The sequence below is a fragment of the Pseudomonas shirazensis genome (assembly GCF_014268785.2).
Taxonomy (GTDB): domain Bacteria; phylum Pseudomonadota; class Gammaproteobacteria; order Pseudomonadales; family Pseudomonadaceae; genus Aquipseudomonas; species Aquipseudomonas shirazensis.
In genome coordinates, this window is record NZ_JABWRD020000002.1 from 1 (window position 1) to 14,238 (window position 14,238).

Annotated in this window: 13 protein-coding genes; 8 read left to right on the plus strand and 5 right to left on the minus strand. The window is 62.3% G+C overall.

Going from position 1 to position 14,238, the window contains the following annotated elements; all coding sequences use genetic code 11:
* Window positions 1–311: 311 nt before the first annotated feature.
* Together mprF and HU736_RS11260 are read left to right on the plus strand one after the other, a co-directional pair.
* Window positions 312–2,954, plus strand: coding sequence for a bifunctional lysylphosphatidylglycerol flippase/synthetase MprF (gene mprF / locus HU736_RS11255; RefSeq protein WP_186697736.1), 2,643 nt, complete (start codon window positions 312–314; stop codon window positions 2,952–2,954).
* On the plus strand, window positions 2,954–4,246 hold the full coding sequence (locus HU736_RS11260) for a virulence factor family protein (protein ID WP_186697734.1): 1,293 nt from the start codon (window positions 2,954–2,956) through the stop codon (window positions 4,244–4,246). Before mprF ends, HU736_RS11260 begins: the two co-directional genes overlap by 1 nt.
* A 34-nt stretch (window positions 4,247–4,280) precedes the next feature.
* On the opposite strand, the gene HU736_RS11265 is transcribed toward HU736_RS11260, so the two are convergent.
* Window positions 4,281–6,179, minus strand: a complete 1,899-nt coding sequence (locus HU736_RS11265; RefSeq protein ID WP_150570872.1) for a potassium transporter Kup — start codon at window positions 6,177–6,179, stop codon at window positions 4,281–4,283.
* 234 nt (window positions 6,180–6,413) lie between these two features.
* Here HU736_RS11265 and rimO point away from each other — a divergent pair, with 234 nt between their 5' ends.
* From rimO to tsaA, 5 genes are all read left to right on the plus strand, one after another.
* Window positions 6,414–7,751: a 30S ribosomal protein S12 methylthiotransferase RimO gene (rimO, locus tag HU736_RS11270; RefSeq protein WP_101317375.1), complete on the plus strand. Its 1,338-nt coding sequence runs from the start codon at window positions 6,414–6,416 to the stop codon at window positions 7,749–7,751.
* 88 nt (window positions 7,752–7,839) lie between these two features.
* Entirely contained in the window at window positions 7,840–8,322 is a 483-nt protein-coding gene (locus HU736_RS11275) for a GNAT family N-acetyltransferase (protein WP_103436357.1), read from the plus strand.
* A 79-nt stretch (window positions 8,323–8,401) separates the two neighbouring features.
* On the plus strand, window positions 8,402–9,112 hold the full coding sequence (locus tag HU736_RS11280; protein ID WP_186697731.1) for an rRNA pseudouridine synthase: 711 nt from the start codon (window positions 8,402–8,404) through the stop codon (window positions 9,110–9,112).
* 49 nt (window positions 9,113–9,161) lie between these two features.
* Window positions 9,162–9,623 (plus strand): YehS family protein, encoded by a 462-nt coding sequence (locus tag HU736_RS11285; protein WP_103436355.1) that lies wholly within the window; start codon window positions 9,162–9,164, stop codon window positions 9,621–9,623.
* Between the two features lie 6 nt (window positions 9,624–9,629).
* Window positions 9,630–10,325 carry a tRNA (N6-threonylcarbamoyladenosine(37)-N6)-methyltransferase TrmO gene (gene tsaA, locus HU736_RS11290; protein WP_186697729.1) on the plus strand — a complete coding sequence of 232 codons (696 nt, stop codon included), beginning with the start codon at window positions 9,630–9,632 and terminating at the stop codon, window positions 10,323–10,325.
* A 75-nt stretch (window positions 10,326–10,400) separates the two neighbouring features.
* On the opposite strand, the gene fpr is transcribed toward tsaA, so the two are convergent.
* Complete coding sequence (gene fpr, locus HU736_RS11295; protein ID WP_103436354.1) at window positions 10,401–11,180, minus strand: ferredoxin-NADP reductase; 780 nt, start codon at window positions 11,178–11,180, stop codon at window positions 10,401–10,403.
* A gap of 121 nt (window positions 11,181–11,301) precedes the next feature.
* Between fpr and finR the strand changes: the two genes are divergently transcribed.
* A complete protein-coding gene (finR, locus tag HU736_RS11300) occupies window positions 11,302–12,228 on the plus strand; it encodes a LysR family transcriptional regulator FinR (protein ID WP_101317363.1) in 927 nt (308 codons plus the stop codon).
* Here finR and HU736_RS11305 read toward each other — a convergent pair.
* From HU736_RS11305 to HU736_RS11315, 3 genes are all read right to left on the minus strand, one after another.
* Complete coding sequence (locus tag HU736_RS11305) at window positions 12,225–12,587, minus strand: diacylglycerol kinase (RefSeq protein WP_101317361.1); 363 nt, start codon at window positions 12,585–12,587, stop codon at window positions 12,225–12,227. The two genes, finR and HU736_RS11305, sit on opposite strands and share 4 nt — an antisense overlap.
* 72 nt (window positions 12,588–12,659) lie before the next feature.
* Window positions 12,660–13,310 (minus strand): response regulator transcription factor ErdR, encoded by a 651-nt coding sequence (gene erdR, locus HU736_RS11310; protein ID WP_103436353.1) that lies wholly within the window; start codon window positions 13,308–13,310, stop codon window positions 12,660–12,662.
* 76 nt (window positions 13,311–13,386) lie between these two features.
* Window positions 13,387–14,097, minus strand: coding sequence for a tRNA-uridine aminocarboxypropyltransferase (locus HU736_RS11315; protein WP_103436352.1), 711 nt, complete (start codon window positions 14,095–14,097; stop codon window positions 13,387–13,389).
* Window positions 14,098–14,238 lie beyond the last annotated feature (141 nt).

The following is a 14,238-nucleotide window of genomic DNA, read 5'->3' on the forward strand; positions in this document are numbered from 1 at the left end:
TGGTAGCTCGTCGGGCTCATAACCCGAAGGTCGTCGGTTCAAATCCGGCTCCCGCAACCAAATCGTCAGAACAAACCCCGCACTGTTTTAAACAGTGCGGGGTTTGTTGTTTCTGGGGTTCTGAAAATCCCCGATCAGCCTGCCCTCGCCTTTTGCCACACCCTCGCCAGCCCTAATGGATGAACTATCTTTAACCCCGTCGGACCGCTGCAAGCGCCTCCGGCAGGAGTAATATCCGGATACGTTTTCCTAAGGGACTTCCACTTGGCCGCACCTTTCTCCCACCTCGCGCTGTTGGCCCGAGGCAACTCATGACCGCCCATACCCCTGATCCCCAGACGCCACTCACCGCGACGCTGCCGGTGGCTGCCCAACGCCTGCCCTGGCTCGAGCGGCTGAGCCGGTATCGGCAACCGATCGTTCTGGTACTGACCCTGCTGTTGTTCGGCATGGCCTTGATTGCGTGTCGTCACCTGCTCAGTGAGCTGGATATCTATGCGCTGCACGACGCCATTCTCAGCGTGCCTAAGCAGGCCATGCTCGCTGCATTGCTAGCGACCGTGGCCGGCTTCGTGATCCTGCTTGGTTATGAATGGTCTGCCAGCCGCTACGCCGCCGTTAAGCTGCCAGCCGCAACCCTGGTGCTGGGCGGTTTCAGTGCGTTCGCCATTGGTAATGCCATTGGCCTGTCGATACTGTCGGGTGGCTCGGTGCGTTATCGGCTGTATGCCCGCCATGGTCTGGGTGCCGGTGAAGTGGCACGGATGACGGTATTCGCCAGCCTGTCGCTGGGCTGCGCCCTGCCCCCTTTGGCAGCATTGGCAACGCTGAGCAACTTGCCTGCGGCAGCAACCGCCTTGCGCATGCCGACCGGCGTATTGGCGGTTATCGCCATTGCGGTACTGATGCTGAGTGCACTGCTGGTCGCCGGCCTCTATCGGCGCCGGTTGGCCGAGCAGCCGCTGGCTGACAGCCTGCTGGTCAAGCTCGGTCGGCGCACGCTGCGCCTGCCCGGCGCGCGCCTGACCGGCCTGCAACTGCTGATCACCGCACTTGATGTTGCGGCTGCCGCCACTGTTTTGTATCTACTGCTGCCTGAGGCGCCGCCGTTTGGTGCGTTTGTGCTGGTGTACCTGCTGGCACTGGTAGCGGGCGTGCTCAGCCATGTGCCGGGTGGCGTTGGTGTGTTTGAAGCGATCTTGCTGGCCGCTTTTGCCGACCAGCTTGGCGCGGCCCCACTGGCCGCAGCCTTATTGTTATACCGCTTGATCTATGTGGTGTTGCCGCTGCTGCTGGCCTGCGTTCTGCTGCTGGCCAACGAAGCCCGCCGCTTGCTGTTCGCCCAGCAGGCACTGAAGGCCGCTTCCGGGCTGGCTGCACCAGTGCTGGCGATTCTGGTGTTTCTGTCCGGCGTGGTGCTGCTGTTTTCCGGCGCCACACCGGAGATCGACACGCGCCTCGAACACATGGGCTTTCTGGTACCGCACCGGCTGATCGACGCCTCGCACTTCGGTGCCAGCCTGATCGGCGTGCTTTGCCTGCTGCTGGCCCAGGGCCTGCGCCGACGTCTGTCCGCTGCCTGGTTGCTGACCACGGTTTTGCTGTTGGTGGGCGCGCTGCTGTCGCTGCTGAAAGGCTTCGACTGGGAAGAAGCTTGCGTGCTGACGTTCACCGCAGTCCTGCTGGCGGTGTTCCGACGCTCGTTCTACCGGCCGAGCCGCCTGCTCGAGCTGCCGTTTTCGCCGGTGTATCTGGTAGCCAGTGCCTGCGTTATCGGCGCCTCGATCTGGCTGCTGCTGTTCGCTTATCAGGACGTGCCCTATAGCCATCAGCTGTGGTGGCAGTTCACTCTCGATGCCGACGCCCCACGCGGCCTGCGCGCCGCCATGGGCAGCGCGGTGCTGCTGGTGTTCGTCGCCCTGACCTGGTTGCTGCGCACGGCGCGGCCGGTGATCCATCTGCCGACCGCCGATGAACTGGAGCGGGCCCGGCAGATCCTCCTGGCATCCGATCAACCAGACGGCGGCCTGGCCCTGACCGGCGACAAGGCGCTGCTGTTCCACCCCAACGACAACGCCTTCATCATGTATGCCCGCCGTGGCCGTAGCCTGGTCGCACTGTACGACCCGATTGGCCCTGCCCAGGAGCGCGCCGAGATGATCTGGCAGTTCCGTGACCTGTGCGACGTGCACCATGCCCGCCCGGTGTTCTACCAGGTACGCGCCGAGAACCTGCCTTTCTATATGGACATCGGCCTGACCGCGCTCAAGCTTGGCGAAGAAGCGCGGGTTGATCTGCGCCGCTTCGATCTGGAAGCCAAAGGCAAGGAGATGAAAGACCTGCGCTACACCTGGAACCGCGGTGGCCGCGACGGCTTGAGCCTGGAAGTACACGAACCTGGCCAAGCACCACTGGACGAGCTCAAGGAAATCTCGGACGCCTGGCTCAGCGGCAAGAACGTGCGCGAGAAAGGCTTTTCGCTGGGCCGTTTCAGCCCGGACTACCTGCAGCACTTCCGCATCGCCCTGATCCGCTTCCAGGGTCGCCCGGTGGCGTTCGCCAACCTGCTCGAGACACACAGCCTGGAGCTGGCCAGCCTCGACTTGATGCGCGCGCACCCTGAAGCGCCGAAGCTGACCATGGAGTTCATGATGATCGGCTTGATCCTGCACTACAAAAACCATGGCTACGGGCGTTTCAGCCTGGGCATGGTCCCGCTCTCCGGCCTGCAGCCGCGACGTGGCGCACCGCTGACCCAGCGCCTGGGTTCGCTGGTGTTCCAGCGCGGCGAGCAGCTGTACAACTTCCAGGGGCTGCGCCGTTTCAAGGATAAGTTCCAGCCAGACTGGGAACCTCGTTACATGGCCGTGCCAGCCGGGCTGGACCCGCTGGTGGCATTGGCTGACACTGCCGCCCTGATCGCTGGCGGCCTGACTGGATTGGTGAAACGCTGATGATTCGACGCTATTGGCACTACCTGTTGATCGCTTTGTTGCTTGCCCTGGCGGGTGCCGCCGTGTGGTTCTGGTTGTGGACCCGGCCGACGCCGGAGGCTCAGGTCGAGCACCTGACCCTGCCCGATGGCAGCAGCCTGGTTCTAGCCACACCTGCAGTCACCGTCAAAACCCGCGTAGCGATTGGCGTGCCTGAAGATCAGGCGCTCAGCGACAAGCAACTGCTCGACCTGAGCCAGGCCGGCGAAGCGCAACTGGTACAGGTGACCCTGCCACCTGCCGATTGCGCCAAGCAGCAACAGGCGCTGGATCAGGCCATCAGCCATCTGGGCGGCGCACCGACCGTGGTTGCCGGCATCGGCCCTGGCGCAGCGCAAGCCTGGCGCTGGCTGTCCAGCCAGACCGATGACAAGGCCCGCGCCATCTCGGTCGACTTCAAGCTTGAGCAACCCGGCTGCCCGGCACTACCGAAAAGCGCTGCCCATGGCTACTGGAATGTCGCCTGGAACGACAACCCGGATGACGCCAGCGCCGCCTTCGTCCGTGATCAAAGCAACGCCGAAACCAGCATCAGCGACTACGACATCCATCTGCCGCAGCTGCTCAAGGGTCAGCTGACCCAGGTTCTGGTCGGCCACGACGGCAACGCGCTGAGCATCCCGGTGGTGGAAGTGCCTGCCGGGCAAACCACTGATACCGTAACCCTGTTCCTTTCTGGTGACGGGGGCTGGCGCGACCTTGACCGCGATGTAGCAGGCGAAATGGCCAAACTCGGCTATCCGGTGGTCGGCATCGACACGCTGCGCTATTACTGGCAGCACAAGACCCCGGAACAAAGCGCCATCGACTTGTCCGAACTGATGCAGCACTACCGGCAAAAGTGGGGCACCAAGCGCTTTGTCCTGACCGGCTATTCGTTCGGCGCCGACGTACTGCCGGCGATCTACAACCGCCTGCCAGCAGAAGATCAGCAGCGCGTGGATGCGGTGATCCTGCTGGCGTTTGCCCGCAGCGGCAGTTTCGAGATCGAAGTCGAAGGCTGGCTGGGCAAGGAAGGTCAGGAAGCACCGACCGGCCCGGAAATGGCCCGTATGCCTGCGGCCAAGGTCGTGTGCATCTATGGCGTCGAAGAAGCCGACGAGAGCGGCTGCACCGAGCACACGGCCGTTGGCGAGCGCCTGAAACTGCCGGGTGGCCACCACTTCGATGAGAACTACCCGGCACTGGCCAAGCGCCTGATCGGCGAGATCGAGACGCGCCAGGGCAAAACCAACGTAGCTGAACAGAACTGAGTAGTAACCGGGGCCGCATTGCGGCCCCGGTTACTTAAATCTCGACCTGAGTGCCCAGTTCGATCACCCGGTTCAACGGCAGGTTGAAAAAGCGCAGGTTGCCGTTGGCGTTCTTCAGCAAGAATGCGAACAACGCCCCGCGCCAGCGCGCCATGCCTTCCAGGCGTGAGGCGATCACAGTCTCGCGGCTGAGGAAGTAGGTGGTGCGCATCGGGCTGAAGTCCAGTTCGTCCAGATGGCACAAGCGCAGTGCCTGCGGCACGTCAGGCTCGTCCATGAAGCCAAAGTGCAGCAGCACCCGGAAGAACCCGTCGCCATAGGCTTCGACCTCGAAGCGCTCTTGCTCCGGCACCCGCGGCCGGTCTTCGCTGACTACCGTCAACAACACCACCTGACGATGCAGAACCTGGTTATGCAGCATGTTGTGCAACAGCGCATGAGGCACGGCGTCTGGCCGCGCGGTCAAAAACACCGCAGTGCCCTCGACCCGATGCGGCGGCTGCACGCGGATGCTGCTGATGAAGATCGGCAGCGGCAGCGCGGCTTCGTCAATGCGCTCCACGAGGATCTGCTTGCCGCGCTTCCAGGTCGTCATCAACAACAGCAAGGCAATCGCTGCCAATACCGGGAAGGCGCCGCCCTGCACTACTTTGGGCAGGTTGGCGGCAAAGAACAGCCCATCGACCAACAGGAAGCCGATCAGGATCGGCACTGCCAGCAGTGGCGGCCATTTCCACAACAACAGCATCACCGTCGCCACCAGCAGTGTGGTCATCAGCATGGTACCGGTCACCGCTACGCCGTAAGCCGCAGCCAGCGCGCCGGATGATTCAAAGCCGATCACCAGCAGCACAACGCCGATCATCAGCGCCCAGTTCACCGCACCAATGTAGATCTGCCCCTGCTCGTCGCTGGAGGTGTGCTGGATCTGCATGCGCGGGATATAACCGAGCTGAATCGCCTGGCGCGTCAACGAGAAAGCTCCAGAAATCACGGCTTGGGAAGCGATCACCGTGGCCAGGGTGGACAAGCCGACCAACGGCAACAGCGCCCAGCTCGGCGCCAGCAGATAGAACGGATTGCGCGCCGCTTCAGGGTCTTGCAGCAGCAACGCGCCCTGCCCGAAGTAGTTCAGCACCAGGGCCGGCAGCACCAGGATGAACCAGGCGCGGGCAATCGGTTTGCGGCCAAAGTGGCCCATGTCGGCATACAGCGCCTCGGCGCCAGTCAGCGCCAGCACCACCGCGCCGAGAATGGCCACACCCATGCCCGGATGCACCACGAAGAAGTTGACCGCCCAGGCCGGGTTCAGCGCCTTGATCACCTCCGGGCTCTGCACGATGCCATGCAGGCCGAGCAGCGCCAGCACCGCGAACCAGAGCACCATCACCGGCCCGAACAGGATGCCGATCTTGGCCGTACCGTGCTTTTGCACCAGAAACAGCGCCACCAGCACCACCACGGCGATCGGTACCACCCAGTGGTCAATGCCGTCGAACGCCAGCCCCATGCCCTCGACCGCCGACAACACCGATACCGCCGGGGTGATCAAGCTGTCGCCATAGAACAGCGACGCACCGACCAGGCCGCAGCCGATCATGACGATGCGCAGTTTCGGGTAAGGCGCTGATGCCCGCGTGGCCAACGCGGTGAGGGCCATGATGCCGCCCTCGCCCTGGTTGTCGGCACGCAGAATGAACGTCACATACTTGAATGAAACCACCCAGATCAGTGACCAGAAGATCAACGACAGGATGCCGAGCACACCATCATGGTTGACCGGCACCCCGTAGCCGCCGGAAAACACTTCCTTGAGCGTATAAAGCGGGCTGGTGCCGATATCGCCATAGACCACCCCAACAGCTGCCACCAGCAGGCCAATCGGGCGCGCTACCCCTTGCCCCGCTTGGGCGTGACTGCTTGCCTGAACCATCGACCACTCCCGCAGACGGCCACATCGGACCGATAGAATTCGAACCCGCAACCAGGTCCAACATGGACCTCGCTGCAATGGCGCGAAGCATAGCGCAGCGTTCGTCGTATTTCTGCTGGTCAAGCGACCTTGTGCTCGCTAGAATTGCGCACTTTTTGATCAGAGGCGCCGCTAGCGCCCGTCACGATTGCTGCGCCACCGGCGCTGCAGCCGCATTCAATACCGAGGTTAGCTATGTCCACCACCCCTGCTTCTACCGTGCCCAAGGTAGGATTCGTTTCGCTCGGCTGCCCCAAGGCTCTGGTCGACTCCGAACGCATCCTCACCCAGCTGCGCATGGAAGGCTATGAAGTCGTGCCGACCTACGAGGACGCCGACGTCGTGGTGGTCAACACCTGCGGCTTCATCGACAGCGCCAAGGCCGAGTCGCTGGAAGTGATCGGCGAAGCGATCAAAGCCAATGGCAAGGTCATCGTTACCGGCTGCATGGGCGTCGCCGAGGGCAACATTCGAGACGTGCACCCAAGCGTGCTGTCGGTCACCGGTCCGCAGCAGTACGAGCAGGTGGTCAACGCCGTGCATGAAGTCGTGCCACCGCGCCAGGACCACAATCCGCTGATCGACCTGGTGCCACCGCAAGGCGTCAAGCTGACCCCGCGTCATTACGCTTACCTGAAGATCTCCGAAGGCTGTAACCACAGCTGCAGCTTCTGCATCATCCCGTCGATGCGCGGCAAGCTGGTCAGCCGCCCGGTAGGTGACGTGCTGAGCGAGGCCGAGCGCTTGGTCAAGGCCGGGGTCAAGGAGCTGCTGGTGATCTCCCAGGACACCAGCGCCTACGGCGTCGATGTCAAGTACAAGACCGATTTCTGGAACGGCCGCCCGGTCAAGACACGCATGCTCGAGCTGTGCGAAGCGCTGAGCAGCCTGGGCGTTTGGGTGCGTCTGCACTACGTGTATCCATACCCGAACGTCGACGACGTGATTCCGCTGATGGCCGCTGGCAAGCTGCTGCCGTACCTGGACATCCCGTTCCAGCATGCTAGCCCGAAAGTGCTCAAGTCGATGAAGCGCCCGGCGTTCGAAGACCGCACCCTGGCGCGGATCAAGAACTGGCGCGAGCAGTGCCCTGAGCTGGTGATCCGCTCAACGTTCATTGTCGGCTTCCCGGGCGAGACCGAAGAAGACTTCCAGTACCTGCTCGACTGGCTGACCGAAGCTCAGCTCGACCGCGTCGGCTGCTTCCAGTACTCGCCGGTCGAAGGCGCGCCGGCCAACGACCTGGGCCTGGATGAAGTGCCGGACGACATCAAACAGGACCGCTGGGACCGCTTCATGGCCCATCAGCAAGCGATCAGTGCCGCCCGCCTGCAACTGCGCATCGGTCGTGAGATCGAAGTGTTGATCGACGAAGTCGAAGAACAAGGCTCGGTTGGCCGCAGCTTCTTCGATGCCCCAGAGATCGACGGTAGCGTCTTCATCGATGGCGACCATGGCTTCAAGCCGGGCGACAAGGTCCGTTGCCGGATCGTGGATGCCGATGAATACGACATGTGGGCCGAGCCGGTCTGACGATTGCTTGGGGCCGCATTGCGGCCCCAACCAGCAAAGCCTGCGCTAAGCATCTATGGTTCTGCAATCAGCACCAGAGACTGCCGCGATGCCCGCCCTGTTCACCCTGCAAACCCCTCGCGCCAGCGACTACCCGGAACTGATCCGCGTCTGGGAAGCTTCGGTCCGTGCCACCCACGACTTTCTCCCGGATGCCTACATCGTGCTGCTGCGCGATCACATCCTGGCCAAGTACCTCGATGCGGTCATGCTGATCTGCTGCAAGGACGCGCGTCAGCGCATTCTCGGCTTCGCCGGGGTCGCCAATGGTCAGGTCGCCATGCTCTTCGTCGACCCCGAGCACCGCGGCAAGGGCGTCGGCAAGCGCCTGCTGCGCCATGCCATCAGCGAACTGAACGCCGACCATCTGGACGTCAACGAGCAGAACCCGCAGGCGCTGGGCTTCTACCTGCACGAGGGCTTTGCAATTATCGGACGCTCGGAGCAGGACGGTCTCGGTCAGCCGTATCCCTTGCTGCACCTTCGTCTGCGCGACCGCAGTGGCGACCACGGTGCTGACAAACACCGTTAAAGCAGCAGATTCCCGGCCCCCAACAACGCGCGGGCAGGTACAATGGCAGGTCTTAATCTGCCTTTAGCGAATCGTCTCCATGTCTGAACCCGTACGCCTGTCCAAACGCCTCATCGAGCAACTCGGCTGCTCCCGCCGCGAGGCCGAGCAGTACATCGAAGGCGGCTGGGTGACGGTGGATGGCGTGGTCGTCGAGCAGCCCCAGTTCAAAGTCGAGGGCCAGCAGGTCGCACTGCTGCCAGGGGCCCGCGCCGAGGCGCCGGCACTGGTGACCTTGCTGCTCAATCAACCCGCCGGGATGGACCCGGAGAGTGCCCGCGCGAGCATGGTCATGGACACCCTCAGCGAAGCCCACAGCCAGGATGTGCGCCCGTTGCACAGCCACTTCACCCGGCTGACCTGCATGGCGCCGCTGGAGCGCGGCGTCAGCGGCTTGCAGTTGTTCACCCAGGACTGGAAAGTCAGCGGCAAGATTGAACGCGACCTGCGCAAGCTCGAACAGGAATTCATCATCGAGGTGCGCGGCGAAGCCACCCCACAAGCCTTTGAGCGGCTTGCCCGTGGCGTGTCGCGCAATGATCGCGAACTGCCCAAGGCCAAGGCCAGCTGGCAGAACGAAACCCACCTGCGCATGGTTGTGAAGAATCCGCAGCGCGGCGATATCAGCGACCTGTGCGCCAGCCTGAAGCTGGAGATCGTCAGCATGCGCCGCATCCGCGTCGGTGGTGTATCGATGGGCAAGCTGCCGCTGGGCCAATGGCGCTACGTAGCCGCAACCGAACGTTTCTAAGGAATACCGCCGCGCCAGCTCGGCGCGGCTTTGAACAGGATTTGCAACAATGAACCACAATGACGTCCTGCGCAGCCTGCGCTACATGCTCAAGGTCAATGACGCCAAGATCATCGAGATCGTCGGCCTGTCCGGCCTCACGGTGTCCGCCGACGAAGTCGCAAGCTACATGAAGAAAGAAGAAGAGGAAGGCTATGTGCGTTGCCCGGACGCAGTCATGGCGCACTTCCTCGATGGCCTGGTGATCCATCGACGCGGCCGCGACGAGTCGCGCCCACCGCAGCCGATCGAAGTACCGGTGACCAACAACGCCGTCCTGAAAAAACTGCGGGTCGCCTTTGAGCTTAAAGAAGACGACATGCACGCGATTCTGAAGTCGGTCGACTTCCCGGTGACCAAGCCAGAGCTGAGCGCCCTCTTCCGCAAGGCTGGCCATGACAATTACCGCCCGTGCGGCGACCAACTGCTGCGCAATTTCCTCAAGGGCCTGACCCAGCGCGTGCACGGCTGAGTGAGCATGCAGCATAGCGTTGCGCCGGTTGGCATTGTCCGCTCCTGCTTCAAGGAGAAGTTCGCCATCCCCCGCCAGCCTCATCTGGCACCGGCGGCGCGTGGCGTGCTCGAGCTGTTGCCGCCGTTCGATCAGGGTGATGCGGTGGCAGGCCTGGAGCAGGTCAGCCATGTCTGGCTGCTGTTTCTGTTTCACCAGGCGCTGGAAGACAAGCCACGGCTCAAGGTCCGCCCTCCCCGCCTGGGCGGCAACAAGAGCATGGGCGTGTTCGCCACCCGCGCCACGCATCGGCCCAACGGTATCGGCCAGTCAGTGGTGCGCCTGGAGGGGGTAGAACCTGGGCGCTTGTTGCTGTCCGGGATCGACCTGCTCGACGGCACGCCAGTGCTGGATATCAAGCCGTACGTGCCCTACGCAGATTGCGTCAGCGATGCGATCAACCTGATGGCCAGCGCGGCGCCTGCACCGATCAGCGTGGCCTGGGCTGACGCGGCCTTGCTGCAAGCCCGTGAGCACGCGCTGCGCCTGGGTGAGCCGCTGGTTGAGCTGATTGAGCAGTGTCTGGCCCAAGACCCGCGCCCGGCCTACCAGGTACCGCCACCGGAGCGCGTCTACGGGGTCAAGTTCTGGGATGTACAGGTACGCTGGCACTACCCGCAACTGGACCGGATCCAAGTGCTGGAAGTCACCCTCGACAGCTGACCGCAGGCGGCCACCGGGCAAATCGCAGGCATAAAAAAACGCAGACCTCGGTCTGCGTTTTTTGTCGCGCTCGCCTTACTTCTCGACGAAAGCGCGCTCGATCAGGTAGTCACCCGGCTCGCGCATCCGCGCCGACACCTTCAGACCGAAGCTGTCGAGCACTTCGCTGGTTTCGTCGAGCATGCTTGGGCTACCGCAGATCATCGCACGATCGTCTTGTGGATTGATCGGTGGCAGGCCAATGTCGCTGAACAGCTTGCCGCTGCGCATCAGATCGGTCAGGCGGCCTTCGTTTTCAAACGGCTCGCGGGTAACGGTTGGGTAGTAGATCAGCTTCTCACGTACCGCCTCACCGAAGAACTCGTTCTGCGGCAGGTGCTCGGTGATGAACTCGCGGTAGGCGACTTCATTCACGTAGCGCACACCGTGAACCAGGATCACTTTTTCAAAGCGCTCGTAGGTTTCCGGGTCCTGAATGACGCTCATGAACGGCGCCAGGCCAGTGCCGGTGCTGAGCAGGTACAGGTGCTTGCCCGGGTTCAGGTCATCCAGTACCAGGGTGCCGGTAGGCTTCTTGCTGATGATGATCTCATCGCCTTCCTTGAGGTGCTGCAGCTGCGAGGTCAGCGGGCCATCCGGCACCTTGATGCTGAAGAACTCCAGATGCTCTTCCCAGTTCGGCGAAGCAATCGAATAGGCGCGCATGAGCGGACGGCCGGTTTCTTGCTGCAGACCGATCATCACGAACTGACCGTTCTCGAAGCGCAGGCCCGGATCGCGGGTGCACTTGAAGCTGAACAGGGTGTCATTCCAGTGGTGAACACTGAGGACACGTTCGTGGTTCATGTTGCTCATCTAAGGTGGCTCCTGAAGAAAGACGCAGCGCGGACCAAGCGCACAGTTACGCAATAGTTTAGGGGCAGCGACGATATCTGTTAAGTTGATTATCAAGATATGTCTTATCGGTTATATAGATATGCGTTTTACACTTCGCCAACTGCAGGTTTTTGTCGCGGTAGCCCAGCACCAGAGCGTGTCCAAAGCCGCCGGCGTACTGGCCTTGTCGCAGTCGGCGGCCAGTACTTCGGTGACCGAACTGGAGCGCCAGTCTAGCTGCCAGTTGTTCGACCGCGCCGGCAAACGCCTGAGCCTCAATGCACTGGGCCACCAATTGCTGCCCCAGGCAGTGGCTCTGCTCGATCAGGCCAAGGAAATCGAAGACCTGCTCAACGGCAAGTCCGGTTTCGGCTCGCTGTCGGTGGGGGCAACCCTGACCATCGGCAATTACCTGGCAACCTTGCTGATCGGCAGCTTCATGCAGATGCATCCGGAGAGCCAGGTCAAACTGCATGTACAGAACACTGCGCACATTGTGCAACAGGTTGCCCACTACGAAATTGACCTGGGTCTGATCGAAGGTGACTGCAATCACCCCGACCTTGAGGTGCAACCGTGGGTCGAGGACGAGCTGGTGGTGTTCTGCGCACCGCAGCATCCACTGGCCAAGGCTGGCCGGGCAGACATTGCCACACTGTCCCAGGAGGCATGGATCCTGCGCGAGCAGGGCTCGGGCACGCGGCTGACGTTCGATCAGGAAATGCGCCACCACCGCGCAAACCTGAACATCCGCCTTGAGCTTGAACACACCGAAGCGATCAAGCGCGCGGTCGAGTCCGGCCTGGGTATTGGTTGTATCTCGCGACTGGCCCTGCGCGATGCATTTCGCCGTGGCAGCCTGGTCGCCGTGGAAACACCGGAGCTGGATCTGTCGCGGCAGTTCTACTTCATCTGGCACAAGCAGAAGTACCAGACCTCAGCCATGCGCGAGTTTCTTGAACTGTGCCGCAACTTCACCGCCGGTGTGCGTCGCAGCGACGAGATCGTACTGCCGCCGATTGCCTAGAGCAGGATCACGCCCCAGACCAGCGCCACCATCAGCAGCGACACGAACTGGGCAGCGCTACCCATGTCCTTGGCGTTTTTCGACAGCGGGTGGCGGTCCAGCGAGATGCGGTCGATGGCCGCTTCAATCGCCGAATTGAACAGCTCGACGATCAGCCCGAGCATGCACACGGCAATCATGATGGCCCGCTCGGCGCGGCTGACCGGCAGCCAGAAGGCAGTTGGCACCAGCACCACATTGAGCAGCACCAGTTGGCGAAAGGCCGCTTCGCCTTTGAATGCCGCGCGCAGCCCATCCAGCGAATAGCCGGCGGCGTTGAAGATACGTTTAAGGCCGGTCTGGCCTTTGAATGGCGACATGGGTGTCACTTCACGAGAAAAAGGCCAGAAGGCTAGCCGGAGCCGGGTCAAAAAAGCGTGAAGCCGCAAGTTTTAATTGCTGGCAACCGATTCAAGCTGTTGCAGCAGCAGCGCGGCCTGTGTCCGGGTACGCACGCCGAGCTTGCGGAAGATCGCCGTGACGTGGGCCTTGATGGTCGCCTCGGAGACGCTCAGTTCGTATGCAATCTGCTTGTTCAGCAAACCTTCGCAAACCATGGTAAGCACCCTGAACTGCTGCGGCGTGAGGCTTGCCAGGCCTTCACTGGCGGCTTTGGCTTCGGCCGAAACATCGACTTTCTCGAAGGCCTGTGGCGGCCACCACACCTCACCATCAAGAACTTTTTGCACGGCGTCCTGGATCTGCTCGAGGGTGCTCGACTTGGGAATGAAGCCACTGGCGCCAAACTCGCGCGACTTGACCACCACCGCCGCTTCTTCCTGGGCCGAGACCATCACTACCGGAATCTGCGGATACTGCCCGCGCAGCAGAACCAGGCCGGAGAAGCCATAAGCGCCTGGCATGTTCAGGTCGAGCAGGACCAGATCCCAGTCGGACTTGTCGCTGAGGTGGGTTTCCAGCTCGGCGATGCTCGCCACCTCGACCAGCCGCACGTCCGGGCCCAGGCCCAGCGTGACCGCCTGGCGCAAGGCGCTGCGAAACAGCGGGTGGTCATCAGCGATGAGGATTTCGTAAGTGGCCATCGATCAATCGATCCTGTTCTGTGCCGGGGCACGGTGCTCGTCATTATGACGCAAACCCGGCCGGCTGCCCCTTGGACTATAGGAAGGTATGCAAGCGCAGATGCGGTTCATCCTGCAGGTCCAGCGGCAAATGCCGCTTGGCGCTCAGGTAATGCAGGCTGAACACGTCCAGATAGGCATCCAGTGCTTGCGCCGCACGCACGTCACCCGCCAGCTCCAGACACATCGCCGCTACTTCGGCAGTGCAGAAGTGATCATCGCGCTTGGAACGGCGCAGGCGGTAGCGCGACATCTGTTCGGCTTCGAGACTGAGCACCGGGAAGCGGTCCAGATAGGGGCTTTTACGGAACATCTTGCGCGCTTCGGTCCAGGTTGCATCGAGCAGGATGAACAGCGGACGCTTGCCGGGCGGCAGGCTGACCTCATTGACGACCCGCTGCTCAGCGACGAACTCGCCGGGGAAAACGATGTAGGGTTGCCACTGCGGCTGCTCCAGCAGCGCCAGCAAAGCGGGATCGACTGCCGTGCGCTGCCAGCCGAAGGCCGAGGTGTCTTCGATCAAATCAGCGATCAACCAACCGGTGTTGGTCGGTTTCAACGGCTCGGTGTCATGCATCAGCAAGCACACCCCCGCCTCGGCCGTGACGGTAGGCTTCAGCGCACACAGGCAGTGACTGGCAATGACCCGGCAGTGGGCGCAGCGCACCGCGCGCGAACCACGGGCGACAAAGGGTTTGACGCTACGGGCCAGGCGCTCGGCGCGCAGCCGCGCCACCGCGTGGCTCACGAGGCCACGCCGCAGGACAGGTTAACGATGATCACTTCAACAACTCGGCACAAATCGAAGGCGCCAGTCTATCAGAGCAGCGCTGTTTTGCCGTGCAGCGCCTGCGCGCTTTATAATCGATCACCCGGCGCCAACGGAACG